The organism is Brevibacterium sp. CT2-23B (assembly GCF_013168765.1).
GTDB lineage: Bacteria > Actinomycetota > Actinomycetes > Actinomycetales > Brevibacteriaceae > Brevibacterium > Brevibacterium sediminis.
The window spans coordinates 21,604-35,203 of sequence record NZ_JABBYK010000002.1 but is presented as its reverse complement, the minus strand read 5'-3'; the positions used below and the strand labels follow the sequence as shown (position 1 = coordinate 35,203).

Here is a 13,600-nt window from a genome sequence, read left to right as displayed (position 1 = left end):
GAAGTAGGGGCACAGTGAAGCTCAGCGCATTGGCAAAGGCCGCCGGCGTCTCGGCGGCGAGTATCAAGTACTACATCCACGAGGGGCTTCTGCCGCCTGGACAGAAGAAGAATGCGACGACGGCCGTCTACGACGAGGCGCATCTGCACCGGCTGGCGCTCATCCGCTGGCTGCGCGAGGAGCTGGCCACTCCAATCGCCGACATCGCTGAACTCACCCGCGCCATCGATGACGAATCGCTGCCGACGATCGAGCTGATGGGCGTATGCCAGGAGCTCGCCTTGCGCGGGAATTCCGGACTGCCCGCCTCGGCGCAGCGCGCACCGGGTTCCCCGCCGTTCGCCCTGCGGGCCTCTGGAGGACATCCGACCGCAACCTCCCCCGTCCCTGACCGCTTCGATGATCTGGTCTCCGAGGTGATCGATCGCCTCGGTTGGCCCGATGAGGAATCGGCAGCGAGGAATGCACTGGCCCGTGTCGTCGCGGTGGTCGATGCGGGTGGATACCCGGTCACCGTCGATTCGATCGTCGCCCAATGCCGGGCCATTGCCCCTATCGCTCAGTCTCATGTCCGCCCGATCAGCGTCGAGCACAGTCGCGACAGGGTCTGCCTGAGCGTGATCCGCGGCATCACGATGTCCAATCGTCTGCTCATCGCCGCGAGTGCGCTGGCTCATGCGTCACTGTCGATGATCGCCCGCGCTTCGGATGCGGTCGACGGCGGTTCCGGAGGCGATGAGCCCTACAGGTCCGGCGCCTGACAGGCGACGGCAGCGAAATGCCCAAGGCGCAGTGGCCCGACGAGGACTAGACTGGAAGCGGCCGCGTTACGATACTGCGGCGGGGACGTTCTCACGCCGACCACGCGGTTCTGCACTGACGACACTCAAGGAGGACGCGTCGTGGACATCACCCCGATCATCGACAAGCTGGGCACCGGACTGTTCATCGGCGGCAGATGGCGAGAGGCCGAAGGCGGCAAGACCATCGAGGTTCGAAATCCCGCGACAGGCGATCTCATCACCACCGTGGCCGACGGCTCCGCCGCCGATGCCGAAGAAGCCATCAAGGTCGCCGGTGACACACAGTCAGGCTGGGCGGCCACCTCGCCGCGAGAGCGCTCCGAGATCCTGCGGCGGACCTTCGAACTGCTCATCGATCGTGCCGACGACATCGCCGCGGTCATGACCGCCGAGATGGGCAAGCCCTTCGCCGAGTCCAAGGGCGAGGTCACCTACGGCGCCGAATTCTTCCGCTGGTTCTCCGAAGAGGCGGTGCGCGTCGAAGGCGACTACTCGCAGTCGCCGGACGGCAAGAACCGCATGCTCATCTCCCGCGAACCCGTCGGTCCCTGCATTCTCATCACCCCGTGGAACTTCCCTCTTGCCATGGGCGCTCGCAAAATCGGTCCCGCCATCGCCGCCGGCTGCACCATGGTGTTCAAACCTGCGAAGCTGACCCCGCTGACGTCGCTCATGCTCGTCGACGTCCTCGTCGAAGCCGGACTCCCCGCCGGGGTGCTCAACCTCGTCACTTCCGAGTCTGCGCGCCGTGTCGTCACTCCCTGGATGGAGTCAGGCATCGTCCGCAAGGTCACATTCACCGGGTCCACCGAGGTCGGGGTGGGGCTGCTCAAGCAGGCTGCCGACACAGTCATGAAGACCTCGATGGAGCTCGGGGGCAACGCTCCGTTCGTCGTCTTCGCCGATGCCGACATCGAAAAGGCTGTCGAAGGCGCGGTGGTCGCGAAGATGCGCAACGGCGGCGAGGCCTGCACCGCGGCGAACCGCATGTTCGTCCATTCCTCACTGGCAGAGGAATTCTCCTCGCGGTTGGCCGAACGCATCGGCGCGATGAAGGTCGGCAACGGCCTCGACGAGGACACCGAGATGGGCCCGCTCGTCGATCAGGATTCCCTCGACAAGGTCGCCGGCCTCGTCGATGAGGCCGTGGCCAAGGGAGCAAAGGTCCTCACCGGAGGGTCCCGGATCGAAGGCAATGGGTTCTTCTACACCCCGACGGTGATGACCGACATTCCCGATGACGCCGAGATCCGCACCACGGAGATCTTCGGCCCCGTGGCACCGATCGTCACTTTCGACTCGGACGAAGAGGGCATCGCTCTGGCCAATGAGACAGAGTTCGGGCTCGTCGGCTACCTGTTCAGCGAGAACGTCGAACGCGCCCTCGGCCTTGCCGACAAGATGGAGGTCGGCATGGTCGGACTCAACACCGGACTGGTTTCGAATCCGGCGGCGCCATTCGGCGGAGTGAAGATGTCCGGCCTCGGCAGGGAGGGCGGCCGTGTGGGCATCGACGAGTTCCTCGAGGTCAAGTACGTGGCGATGCCCCGCAGCTGACCCGGGCCCGGAAAGCCGCTGCTGCGCGCGATCTTCGACGGCGGCTGACTCCCTCGGCGCTCCCCCGGGACGGTCAGCCGCGCAGGTCCACCCACTGTTTGACCCCGGGCCGACGGCCGGCATTGATACCGAGCAGATGGGGTGCTTCGTCGAGCGAGAGTGCCGGGCCGACGATAGCCTCGGTCGGCAGCGTCTCGAGCATGGCGACCGCGGTCGCCATATCCTGCGGGTGCTCGTAGATGAAAGAGCCACGAATGCTCAGCTGCCGCTGGACGATATCGAAGCTCGACGCACCGAGGCGGTCCTGATCCTCTCCGACGATTGTGACCTTTGCGAAAGGAGAGAGCTGGTCGACGACTGCCGCGAGTCCCTCTGAGACTCCGGCCGCATCGATGACGACCTGAGGTGCCGGGCCGGCGCCGGGGACGAATGCCCGGGCTCCGAGCTCGACCGCCAATCGGAGCCGGGCCTCGTCCGGTTCACTCACCCAGGGACGATAGCCGAGATCCACGAAAACGAGTATTGCCAACAGTCCTTGAGCTCCGGCACCGATGATGAGGACGTTTTCCCCACTTTGCAGTTCGGTGCGGCGGATCGCCGCAGCAGCAACCGCCAACGGTTCGGCGCATACGGCGCGCTCCACAGGTATCCCAGCCGGCACGCGGTGGCAGAATCCGCTGGGATGGTCGACCACCTCGGCGAGGAATCCCGGCTGAGTGAGCACGCCGGCGCTCAGCCGGGAGACACATGCCGAGGTCACGCCCCGAAGACAGTACTCGCACCGCCCACAGGTGATGTTGGGTTCAAGCGCGACTCTGTCGCCGATCGCCCATTCCTCGGCCCCGCGCCCCACCTCGATGACCTCTCCGATACCTTCGTGTCCGAGTCGCCACGGCAGCTCGGGAGGCGTCCGCGAACCGGAGGCCAGGCTGAGATCGGTGCCGCAGATTCCCACCGCGAGCATCCGCACCCTCACATGCCCGGAGGCAGGGCGCCCAGGCGGTCCCGGTCGAGTGAGGACCTCGACGCGACCTGGCGCGGTGATCTCGACAGACTGGATCGTTCCGCTCGAGGCAGACTTCGCTTCGACGCGCTTCTCACCGGTCGGCAGGGCGGCGGCGAAAGAGGGGCAGCGAACCATCAGGCGGACACGACCTGAGTGGATTCGACAGTGGAGCGTTCGGCGCGGCGGCCGATCTGCCATTTGCGCACGAGGTGCATGGCGATCGAGATCGAGATGAGGCAGCCGCCCCCGAGGTAGGCCGCCACGAGGTACCAGGTCCCGTTGCCGAGTCCGACGAGGAATGTCGCGATGAAGGGGGTGAAGCCGCCGGCGATGGCACTGGCGAGCTGGTACCCGACGCCCGCTCCGCTGTAGCGGAATTCGGGACTGAACATCTCAGCGAACAGCGGCTGCTGGACGCTGACGACGGCATCGTGGGCGATGTTGATGAGCAGAACGGCGAAGATGACGATGCCGACGATGTTGCCGGCCTCGAGGAAGAGGAAGAACGGGACGGTGCCGACAAGGCCGATGACGCCGCCGGTGAGGTAGACCCGCAGGCGCCCGTAGCGGTCGGAGAGGTAGGCAAAGGCGGGGATCGTGACGATGCCGAGACCACCGACGAGAAGAGTGATGTTGAGCATGATCTGTCGATCGAGCCCGAGTTGCTCGGTCGAATACGACAGAGCAAAGGTCGTGACGATGTACATGGTCAGCAGTTCGATGAAGCGCAGCCCGACGATTTGGAAGATCTGTGCCGGATAGCGTTTGAAGGCCTCTAAGATCGGCAGCTTCGCGGTCTTGTCGGTCTTCGCATTCTTCACACGCTCGACGTACTCCTCGGATTCCTCGACGCCTGCACGGATCCACAGCCCGACGAGGACGAGGACGGCACTGAAGAAGAACGGAATGCGCCAACCCCAGGCAAGGAATGCTTCAGCGGAGAAATTGCTGCTGAGCAGAGCCACGAGCCCGGTGGCCAGCAGCAGCCCGAAGGAATATCCGATCTGCACTCCACTGGAGAAGAATGCCCGCAGCTTCGACGGTGCGCTTTCGACGGCCATGAGCGCCGCACCGCCCCATTCCCCGCCGACGGCGATCCCCTGGATGCAACGCAGCAGCACCAGCAAGGCAGGAGCGAGCCAGCCGACGGATTGGTAGGTTGGCAGGAATCCGATGAGAGCAGTGGCCACGCCCATGATCGTCATCGTCCACACGAGCATCGACTTGCGCCCGAGGCGGTCGCCGAAGTGGCCGAAGATGATGCCGCCGAGCGGGCGGAAGATGAATCCGACGCCGAAGGTCGCGAATGCGGCGAGTGTTCCCGCATGGGAACTGTAGTCGGGGAAGAAGAGCTCCCCGAAGACCAGTGCGGCGACGATTCCGTAGAGGAGGAAGTCGTACCATTCGACGACTGCGCCGATGAACGACCCGGCGGCGGCCCGCCTGGCCCGCTTGAGTTCCGCGGAGGCTCCCGCGTGCGTGCTGTCCGGTGCTGACATGACATTCCCCTTCGAATGATGGCCTCGCGGTTCCTCCGCGATGAGGGCGTGCTCGTGCTTGTCGCAGATCACAGTATCACGATGTGCGGTAAACGTACATGTGTGCACATAGCGCACAATGCAGAATGGATCGGACCTTGCCGATACCCTGGGACGGTGAAGTCAGAGAAGAATTCAGGAGCAGATGCGTCGACCGGCGACCATTACGTGAAGTCTGCCGAAAAGACGCTGTCGGTGCTGTTGGCGTTCACTTCTGACGATCCGCGACTGACGGTCACTCAGGTTGCCGAGGCGACGAGTCTGACTCGGGCTGCTGCCCGCAGGTTCCTTCTCACGCTAGTCGATCTCGGGTATCTCAGCAGTGACGGCACCCAGTTCTCGCTCACCCCGCGCGTGCTCGACATCGGTGCAGGGTTCCTCGCCGGGCTCGACCTTCCGAAGGTCGCTCAGCCCCATCTCAACCGGCTCGCGAACGATCTCGACGAATCCGCGACGCTGAGCATCCTCGATGAGGACGATATCGTCTACATCGCCCGCGCCACTGCTCCGCGGCTGCACACCGTCACCGTCAATCTCGGCAATCGACTGCCCGCCTGGGCGACGTCGATGGGCCGGATCCTCGTTTCCGAGCTGCCGCCGACGGTTCGGCAGGCTTTCCTCGACCGCACCGAGATCTCCACATTCACCGACAGGACAGTGTCTTCCAGGGAGGAGCTCGGCAGGGAACTCGAGCGCATCCGCGAACAGGGATGGTGCCTCGTATCGCAGGAGCTCGACGAGGGGCTGCGAGGATTGGCCGTGCCCGTCCGCCGAGGCGATACCACCTTGGCCGCGCTCAATGTCTCATTGCACACGTCCCATCTGCGTGGACTCTCGATCGAGGACGACGTCGTCCCACGCCTACAGGCCGTCGCGGCGTCGATCGCTGAGGACTTCGGCGGGCGCTCCCAATGACGAACAGCTGCCCCGCCGCAAGGGTGATCGTCCGGGTTCATCCGTGATCCTGCCGGAGGTCCGAGATCCTCGGATGATCACGATTCGCCGAGGCGGCTCCCTCACCGATGCCGACCACCGTCTTCTCGCGCTGTGGGCCGCCGACTGCGCCGAACACGTCCTGCCGGTCTTCGAAGCCGTCTGCCCCGAGGACGAGCGACCTCGCGAAGCCATTGCCGCCGCCCGGGCGTGGGCAGCTGGTGAAATGCCGATGATGGAGGCTCGCGCCCTCGGCGGTCATGCCATGAGTGCGGCACGACCCTTGCGTGGGCCAGCCCGGTTCGCCGCTTATGCGGCGGGGCAGTCGGCCTGTGTCGGACACGTCGCCGAACACGATCTGGGGGCGGCGGCCTACGCGATCAAAGCGGCCCGAGGGACATCGGGGAAGGACCTTGGGGCCGGTCGCGCCGAACGCGACTGGCAGCGTGACCGGCTGCCGAATGAAGTCCGCGAACTCGTGCTGGAAGATCAGGCACGCCGCGATGCGATCTGCTGGTCGGTCTTCAGCGCCTGATCGCTGGCGGCACCCTCCACGGCAGACAGCACGCTTTAGAACGGCTGCTATCTGTCGTGAAGCGGGCTGCCAGCGACTCACCCTCGTGGACACCGTAACCCTGGCACGCAGAAGCCCCGCCGATTGGCGGGGCTTCTGCGTCGGCATCGCGAAATCCGTGCGGACCTCGCTTCAGCGACTTCGGGGCTTCACGCGCGCCGGCGAGCGAGAACGTCGTTGACTGCACCGAGGTCGGCGGCCTTCGTCGTCCGGATCGCCTTGCGCCCGTGGCCAAGGGGTCCTTCCTCGCGGGCGGAGTCGCTGAGTTCCGGCCGGTAGCCGAGCTCTTCGGCGAACTGAGCCGCGATATCTTCACGGCTGCGGGCCTCGGTTTCGTACGAGCTGGCATCGGCCGCCGATGCCGAGGGCACCGGATGCTCGGCTTCGGGTGCGTCGACATAGCTGGGCACCGGCAGCGGGGTCGGCGACCAGCCGTCGCGCGATTTCAGGCGTTGCATGAACGGGTCCTCGACCGTGCGAGCCGCCGCATCAAGTGCAGCGTGCACATCCGCATCGACTTCCTTTCGACCGGCCGCATCTGCGACGGTTTCGGTCTCAGTGAGGAGGTCGGCTCCGAGAGAGACCGGGGTCTTGGTGGACTCGGTCCGAGCCTTCTCTGCAGACGTCGCCGAGGCGGCGTCGGCATCGTTCTCGCGGTCGATGTTGGTACTCGTCGCCTTTGGCTCTGCCGTCGACGTTGATTCCGCGGTGGCGACGGTGCCCGACGTCGAGGCGGCCTCCGAGCCGGCGGCCACCTCGGCGGAAGTCGCGTCACCGTCTGCGGTGGCGTTCTCCTTCACGACCGGGATCGGTCCGGTGAGGAGGACCTGGCGCGTGGTGTGGCCCTCGGCGGCTTCCTTGCGGATGCGCACGAGCGGGATCTCTCCGGTGTCGGCCTCTTCGCGGGACTTCTTCGCCGCGGCGGAGCGGTTCATCGCAGCGCGAGCCTGCGCGGCCTTCGCCGCCGCGCTTGTGCCCTGGGCGGCCGCGGCGATCCGGGCAGCGGTTCCGCTCGAGGTCGATGCCGGGGCCGTGCGAGGCTGCTGCTTGACCGGAACGGTCTGCGACTTCGCGGACTTCGCGCCCGTGCGAGCTGGCTGCGATCCAGCTACAGGCTGAGCATCAGTCGTCCTGGCTGTGGCAGTCTGTCGTGCCGTGGCAGTCGACGGTTCGGCCGACTTCGGCTCGGCGGCACGCTCGACCTTGGCGGCGTGCTCCGGCTCAGCGGCACGCTTCGGCTGGCCCGCTGACCGTGACCGTGCGGTCTCCTGCAGACGTCGCAGCTTCTTCTTCGCCTCCCGCTTGCGCAGATTGAGCGTGCGCACGAGGAAGAGAGTGACGACCGCGAGCCCGAGGAAGACACCGGCCAAGGCGATGTGCACGACCGAGAAGGCCGCGAGCACACTCGACACAAGGATGCCGAGAACCGAGGCGAGGAAGACCAGGGAGAAGCCCCTGACCATGGTGTTCAGCGACTTCAGTGACTCCCGCAGGGTCGTGGCTTGCTCGGTCATCGCATGTTCCTCATCGGTTCCGATGGTCGGATTGGAAATCTGTCGGTTCTGTCCATCTGTGCCGGCCATCCCCTCGCCGAGGTGGCCGCCGCGTCCCGTCCGGGACCGGCCTTCACGTGGTCCGCCTCCGTGAGGAGCTGGACCGGCGCCGGCCGAAGCCATCCGGCTCGTCGACGCCTTGTGCCCCGCGCCGGTCGAGTGCGGCGGATGGGCCTGTGGCGAACGGCCCTGTCTGTCCGACTGCCCGACGGAGCGGCCGCTGTCGTTGAAGACGGCATGGACCGCGGGGTGGAGCAGTCGCACATTGTCAGTGGCAGCGCCTGCACGAACACCCGTGTCAGTGCCGACGCCTACGCTGGAAACGACAACACCGCGACCGACGGCCGCATGGTCGGCGGACAGGGAGGAGTAGGTTTCACCGACCGCAACGGGAAGGACGTTGAGCTGGGCGTGCTCAGCGGCCTCGGTGATGGTGTGTGCTTCGGCGTGACCGTCGATGACGGCGAACTCGGGAGTGGAGGCCGAGAGACTCAGCTTCGGGGCCTCGACTTCCTGTGAGACGTCCGGGGTCGGAACCGACGGCACCTTCCGAGGTTTGTCGTGAAAGACCTGGATGCGCTCCGAATGGTCGTGCCCGGGGATGGCTGTCTCGGCGGAGACGACGGCCGCATTGTCCGGAACCGTGTCGATTTCGACGCGCGAGAGATCCGTCGCGGACTTCCGAATCATTGCGGGCACAGCAACGGCGAAGACCACGACGATGGCGATGACGACGATGATGCTGGTGTCCACAATGCCACCCTAAGTTGCAGGCATCAGGGAAGTCGTGAAGACGCGAGGTGTGTCGGTCAAACTGGGGCGAAGTTCACCGAATTCCCAGGCGGCGGCTGGACGTCCCCGGTTCGCGTCTACCACCCGCCGGTGCCGTGCCTGTAAGCGGCCAGCAGACCCTGAGGGACCTCCTCGGCGAGGAGGGCGAAGGTGCGGTGGTCGCACCACTGCCCATCGATGTGCATGTACTTCTCGCGCAGCCCCTCATCGCGCAGACCCAGCTTCTCGACCACGCGCAGGCTCGCGGTGTTCTCCGGGCGGATGTTGATTTCGATGCGGTGGAGTCCGAGGGCGAAGAAGCAGTGGTCGGCGGCCATCGCCACGGCGACCGGAGTGATACCGCGCCCGGCCACGCGCGAGTCGATCCAGTAACCGATCTGCCCGGACAGGATCGAACCCCAGCTCAGTCCCGATACGGTGATCTGTCCGCGGAAGTTCCCGTCGACCTCGATGGCGAACGGCACGGTCTGCCCGCGTTTGGCCTGTTTGTCCTGCATCCGCACCATCGTGCGGAACCCCGGCAGCTCCTGGCCCGGCGCAGGCAGGGTCGCATCCCACGGGCGCAGCCAGTCGCGGTTGAATCGGCGGACCTCTCGCCAGGCCTCTTCGTCGCGGCGGCGCAGCGGTCGCAGCACGATATCGGACTGTCGATCAGTCAGGATGACGGGCCACACACGGCTGCCCTCGCTCTCGGGATCAAGGTCGGTCTGCCCGGATGGGCTGAACCAGGACGGTCGGCTCGGAGCCGTGTCGGCGCTCAGTCCAGCGTCGGCACGAACTCGCGCAGCCACGCTTTGAGATCGTCGCCGAGGTCCTCCCGGTCGCATGCGATCTGCACAACGGCCTTGAGGTAGTCGAGCTTGTCTCCCGTGTCGTAGCGAGCGCCCTTGAACACGACTCCGTAGACGCCGTGGCCCTCGTCGTCTCCGGCGAGCTCCTGCAGGGCATCGGTGAGCTGGATCTCGTTGCCGCGTCCCGGCTTCGTCGTCTCGAGGACATCGAAGATCTCCGGCGCCAGCACGTAGCGGCCGATGATGGCGAGATTCGACGGAGCATCCTCGGTGGCGGGCTTCTCGACGAGGTCGGTGACCTTGACGACCTCGTCGTCAGCAGTGGACTCGACGGCGGCACAGCCGTAGAGGTGGATCGCCTCGGGCGGAACCTCCATGAGGGCGACGACACTGCCGCCGGTCTTCTCCGCGACCTCGATCATCTTCGGCAGGATCGGGCTGCGCTCATCGATGAGGTCATCACCGAGGAGGACCGCGAACGGCTCATTGCCCACATGCTGACGCCCCTTGAGCACGGCATGGCCGAGTCCCTTGGGATCGCCCTGGCGCACATAGTGGATATCAGCGAGTTCCGAGGGATGGCGCACCGCGGCGAGCTTCTTGTCGTCGCCCTTCTGCGCGAGCGCTGCCTCGAGCCCGTCAACCCGGTCGAAATGATCCTCCAGCGGCCGCTTGTTCCGACCGGTGATCATGAGAACGTCCTGCAGACCGGCATCGACGGCTTCCTCGATGACGTACTGGATCGCCGGCTTATCGACGACCGGGAGCATCTCTTTGGGGGTGGCTTTCGTGGCGGGGAGGAACCGAGTTCCGAGACCGGCGACGGGGATCACGGCCTTGCGAACGGTGCGCTGCACTTCATCACTCATGAAGTCATCTTAACGAATCCGCCAACCCCGGTTAGTCTGAAATGCGTGGACTCACAAACTTCGAAGGCGCAGCTGCGGTCCCGCATCCGCGCAGCTCGCGCAGACCGCTCCCTCATCGAGGCGACTCCGGGGACCACGGCGGCTGCGGGGGCGGTGGCGGCCGCTGCGTGGGACCTCATCCGAGAAACACCGGTTCGTTCCCTTCTTGCCTATGCGGCGCTGCCCGGAGAGCCGGACCTCGACCCGGCACTCGATCAGTTTCTCGCATCCGGCGGCACCGTCTACCTGCCCGTCGTCACCAAGGTGGGCGAACCTTTGATGTTCGGCCAGGTCACTGGTTCAATGGCCAGCCTGAGACCGCAGGGCCGATGGGGAATCCGCGAACCGGCCCGGGATGGTGAGCTGCTCACCGCCGCCCAGCTGCTCTCCCCCACGATCGGCCTCGACCTCGTCTTCGTCCCCGCCCTGGGCTTCGGCACCGATGGTGCTCGGCTGGGAAACGGAGGCGGCTTCTACGACAGGACCTTCGGCCCGCACGGGGCCGAGCCTCTCGGGTCGGGCCTTTTCGGATCGGGACTTCCTGGTTCCGAGCCCCCTGGTTCGGAACGCAATGGTTCGGCAGCTTCTGGTTCGGAAGCTCCTGGCTCGGGTCCCCGCGTTGTCGGGGTGTGCTTCGCCTACGAGCTCAACCTCAAGGGTCTCGCCGCAGAAGTCTGGGACCTGCGCATCCCGGAGGCCGTCACCGACGACGGAACTCACATCTTCACGGCCTGATCGTCGGGAATCAGCACCCACTCGCGCGTGTTGATATGTGGATAACCTTGTGCATATTGCGGACCGGTGCTCCGGGGAGGTTCCGACGTGCACTATAATCTTGTCGTCGAAGAAAGGTCTCGAATGCCCGTCTACTCCTACGCCTGCAAGAGCTGTGGTCACGCCTTTGATATTCATCAGGACTTCAGCGATGACTCGCTCACCGTCTGCCCGGAATGCCAGGGCCGCCTGAAGAAGGTCTTCGGCGCCGTGGGCATCAGCTTCAAGGGATCCGGCTTCTACGCCACTGACTCCCGCTCGAGCAAGTCGAGCACCGTCAGCTCCTCGAGTTCAGACTCCTCCTCGAAGGAGTCCTCGAGCTCGTCGTCGATGGAATCTTCCAGCTCGTCGACTTCGTCATCGAGCAGCTCCTCGGCAGCAAGCACCCCAGCCGCCAGCTGAACAACGCCGGTCGCTGGCGCACCTTCCCAGCCGCCAGCTGACCGCCTCTACCCACGAGGCGATTCGCCTCAGCCGCCAGCCGACCGGAAACCGCGCCGAACCGGCTCTCGTCACTCAAACACCGATCGCCTGTGGACGGCACGAACTGTCCACAGGCAAGTACCGTACCCTTGCCGCGGGCCGCGCACCGCCGCAGACTCGGCGCATGGGCATCTTCCACCGCATCCGGTCCTCGTCTTCTAGCTGGTCACGGCCGTCTCGCATTCGGCCGCAGCGCATCCTCGCCGCCATCTGCCTCGCATGCGCCTGCGCTCTTGCCGTCTGGGTGCTCACACCGAGCAGCGCAGGAACGGCGATCGTCGTCGCGAAGTCGGACCTGGCGCCCGGAACCGAGCTCAAGGCCCAGGACCTCACTCTCACTCAGTTCCCTTCCGACCTCGTCCCCGACAAGGCATTCAGGTCGGTTGATGAGGTGAAGGGACGGGCCACCTCGGCGGGGTTGTCGAAGGGGTCACCCCTGACCTCGTCGATCGTTCTCGATCAGCAGGCGCTGCCGAAAGGCAGTCGCGATCTGCTCATGCCGATCCGTCTGGCCGATGACGCCTCGGCGGCACTGCTCCAGCCGGGGCAGAAGATCCGTCTCTTCTCGTCCCTGCCCGATGGCGGGTCGGAAATCGTCGTCGAGAAAGTGACGATCGCCCGTCTCGTCGACAAACCCGAAGGAATAGCCGCGGAGTCAGGACAACTTGTTTCCGTGATCCTCTCCGCCGATGATGCCGGGCGTGTCGCCGAGTTCGCCGGACTCCCCATCAGCTTTGCAATCCTCCCTCGCTGAACCATGTCATCGCCGGGCCGTCCGCCCTGCTGATCTGCGGTGGTCGGAGAAGTCTGCGTTCACCCGACCGGCATTCATCACTGCGTTCCGATTACCCGGAGCATCACAACGATTACCCGCAGCATCAATACGATGATCAGACTCGCAGAACATTTCTGCTGACAATGAGTTACCCATGTGTACTATTGGAACGTAATTGAGCTATTCGATAACAGCATTTCAGTGAACACACACCGAAAGGGTTTCTCTAATGCTTAAGGGATTCAGAGACTTCATTCTCCAGGGGAATGTCGTCGAACTCGCAACAGCGGTCATCATCGGCGGCGCTTTCACCGCCATCGTCACCGCCTTCTCAGACAAGATCATCAACCCGCTCATCGCCGCTGTCGGTGGCGCTGAGGGACCGGCCCTGCAGATCCCGCTCAAGGAAGGCGTGCCCGAGGCCACCCTTGATATCGGTGCGGTCATCACTGCGGCCATCAACTTCCTCATCGTGGCCGCCATCGTCTACTTCATCATCATCGTGCCGATGAACAAGCTCAACGAGCTGCGCAAGCGCGGAGCTCCCGAAGAAGAAGTTCCTCCGACCACCGAGGATCTGCTCGGCGACATCCGCGAGATCCTGCGCAACCAGGTTGCCTCGCCTGCCGGACCTGCCGAGGGTCCCGCTACCGACGGTCCGATCGATCCGAACCAGCCTCCGCGGCACTGATCACCAGCCGATCGCGAAGAAGGCCCGCTCTCATCCGAGAGCGGGCCTTCTTCATGTCTGAAACCTCTCCAGCCCGCTTGAAACCTATCAGCCTTTCTGAGACCGATCGGGCGCTATTGACCGACCGTAAAGGGCGCGGAGATGCCCGGACAGATCGAAGCCACCAGACGGATCAGGAGCTATGACCAGTGCGGGGGCTTCTGCGAACGGTAGTAGTCCTCGCTGAAGCCGCCGCCACCGGAGTCGGCTTCATTGCGCAGAGTCGCTCGATATCGACGCTTCGCCGCTTCGACCCGGGCCCTCCGAGACTCATCAGTTTCGGCATCGCCGTCGCCATGTGATGGCTGTACCGGCTCAGCGCCGGACTCGCCGTCCCCGTGCGATGGCTCTTCCGGCTCACCGCCTGCCCCCATGACACTGGG

General features: G+C 65.1%; 13 protein-coding genes. 8 read left to right on the top strand and 5 right to left on the bottom strand.

The genetic code is table 11. The features are described from left to right. The first annotated feature begins 14 nt into the window (after window positions 1-14). Both HIM68_RS05200 and HIM68_RS05195 read left to right on the top strand, forming a co-directional pair. Window positions 15-761, top strand: coding sequence for a MerR family transcriptional regulator (locus HIM68_RS05200; RefSeq protein WP_172170367.1), 747 nt, complete (start codon window positions 15-17; stop codon window positions 759-761). A gap of 141 nt (window positions 762-902) precedes the next feature. Further along, a complete protein-coding gene (locus HIM68_RS05195; protein ID WP_172170365.1) occupies window positions 903-2,360 on the top strand; it encodes an NAD-dependent succinate-semialdehyde dehydrogenase in 1,458 nt (485 codons plus the stop codon). Window positions 2,361-2,433: 73 nt separating this feature from the next. On the opposite strand, the gene HIM68_RS05190 is transcribed toward HIM68_RS05195, so the two are convergent. After that, window positions 2,434-3,501, bottom strand: a complete 1,068-nt coding sequence (locus HIM68_RS05190; RefSeq protein WP_172170363.1) for a zinc-binding dehydrogenase — start codon at window positions 3,499-3,501, stop codon at window positions 2,434-2,436. After that, the gene (gene shiA / locus HIM68_RS05185; RefSeq protein ID WP_172170361.1) at window positions 3,501-4,865 is read right to left on the bottom strand and encodes a shikimate transporter; all 1,365 of its coding nucleotides are present in this window, start codon (window positions 4,863-4,865) and stop codon (window positions 3,501-3,503) included. Before shiA ends, HIM68_RS05190 begins: the two co-directional genes overlap by 1 nt. A 156-nt stretch (window positions 4,866-5,021) precedes the next feature. On the opposite strand from shiA, the gene HIM68_RS05180 reads away from it, so the two are divergent. Then, entirely contained in the window at window positions 5,022-5,819 is a 798-nt protein-coding gene (locus tag HIM68_RS05180; protein WP_367647438.1) for an IclR family transcriptional regulator C-terminal domain-containing protein, read from the top strand. 73 nt (window positions 5,820-5,892) lie between these two features. Further along, window positions 5,893-6,372 (top strand): putative immunity protein, encoded by a 480-nt coding sequence (locus tag HIM68_RS05175; protein WP_216656957.1) that lies wholly within the window; start codon window positions 5,893-5,895, stop codon window positions 6,370-6,372. A 188-nt stretch (window positions 6,373-6,560) separates the two neighbouring features. Here the strand turns inward: HIM68_RS05175 and HIM68_RS05170 are convergent, their stop codons facing one another. From HIM68_RS05170 to galU, 3 genes are all read right to left on the bottom strand, one after another. Next, window positions 6,561-8,717, bottom strand: coding sequence for a hypothetical protein (locus HIM68_RS05170; RefSeq protein ID WP_172170355.1), 2,157 nt, complete (start codon window positions 8,715-8,717; stop codon window positions 6,561-6,563). A gap of 116 nt (window positions 8,718-8,833) precedes the next feature. Further along, complete coding sequence (locus HIM68_RS05165; RefSeq protein WP_139468299.1) at window positions 8,834-9,430, bottom strand: GNAT family N-acetyltransferase; 597 nt, start codon at window positions 9,428-9,430, stop codon at window positions 8,834-8,836. 83 nt (window positions 9,431-9,513) lie between these two features. After that, a complete protein-coding gene (gene galU / locus HIM68_RS05160) occupies window positions 9,514-10,416 on the bottom strand; it encodes a UTP--glucose-1-phosphate uridylyltransferase GalU (RefSeq protein WP_139468177.1) in 903 nt (300 codons plus the stop codon). Window positions 10,417-10,461: 45 nt separating this feature from the next. Here galU and HIM68_RS05155 point away from each other — a divergent pair, with 45 nt between their 5' ends. The 4 genes from HIM68_RS05155 to mscL all read left to right on the top strand — a co-directional run bounded on the left by HIM68_RS05155 (window position 10,462) and on the right by mscL (window position 13,178). Further along, complete coding sequence (locus tag HIM68_RS05155; RefSeq protein ID WP_367647437.1) at window positions 10,462-11,190, top strand: 5-formyltetrahydrofolate cyclo-ligase; 729 nt, start codon at window positions 10,462-10,464, stop codon at window positions 11,188-11,190. Window positions 11,191-11,313: 123 nt separating this feature from the next. Continuing rightward, a complete protein-coding gene (locus HIM68_RS05150) occupies window positions 11,314-11,631 on the top strand; it encodes an FmdB family zinc ribbon protein (RefSeq protein ID WP_172170353.1) in 318 nt (105 codons plus the stop codon). 205 nt (window positions 11,632-11,836) lie between these two features. Further along, window positions 11,837-12,466: an SAF domain-containing protein gene (locus HIM68_RS05145; RefSeq protein ID WP_172170351.1), complete on the top strand. Its 630-nt coding sequence runs from the start codon at window positions 11,837-11,839 to the stop codon at window positions 12,464-12,466. Window positions 12,467-12,716: 250 nt separating this feature from the next. Beyond that, complete coding sequence (gene mscL / locus HIM68_RS05140) at window positions 12,717-13,178, top strand: large conductance mechanosensitive channel protein MscL (RefSeq protein ID WP_062862383.1); 462 nt, start codon at window positions 12,717-12,719, stop codon at window positions 13,176-13,178. Window positions 13,179-13,600: the final 422 nt, after the last annotated feature.